This is a genomic window from Psychrobacter sp. T6-1 (assembly GCF_052258445.1).
Window position 1 is genome coordinate 1 of record NZ_JBQQFC010000824.1, and the last position, 530, is coordinate 530.

General features: G+C 49.8%; 1 protein-coding gene. It reads left to right on the forward strand.

Going from position 1 to position 530, the window contains the following annotated elements; translation table 11 throughout:
* On the forward strand, positions 1-530 hold a 530-nt coding region (locus tag ACTXGO_RS16645; protein ID WP_443575246.1), incomplete at both ends, for a 3-hydroxyacyl-CoA dehydrogenase family protein.

A 530-nucleotide genomic window follows, 5' to 3' on the forward strand; every position in this document is an offset into this window, starting at 1 on the left:
AAGCGCTCAACTGAGGATAAGAAGCAAGCGCTACTTAATCGTATTCACCCGACCGTCTCTTATGACGATTTAGCAGACTGCGATTTAATCATCGAGGCGGTGTTTGAAAACCGTGAAATCAAAGCTAAGTGTACTCAGCAGTCTGAAGCCGTGATTCCAGAATCAGCCGTTTATGCGTCTAACACCTCAACCTTGCCTATCACAGGATTGGCTGAGGCCAGCAAACGCCCACAGCAGTTTATCGGTCTGCATTTCTTCTCGCCCGTCGACAAGATGCCTTTGGTCGAGATCATTGTCGGCGAAAAGACCGACGATGACACCTTAGCCAAAGCTTTTGATTATGTCTTGCAAATCGGCAAAACGCCAATCGTCGTTAATGACAGTCGCGGGTTTTATACTTCACGCGTATTCGGCACTTATGTGTCAGAAGGCGTCGCCATGCTAGGCGAGGGCGTACATCCGCGCAGTATTGAGGTCGCAGGTCTGAAGACGGGTATGCCTATGCCGCCCTTAGCGCTACAAGATGAGGT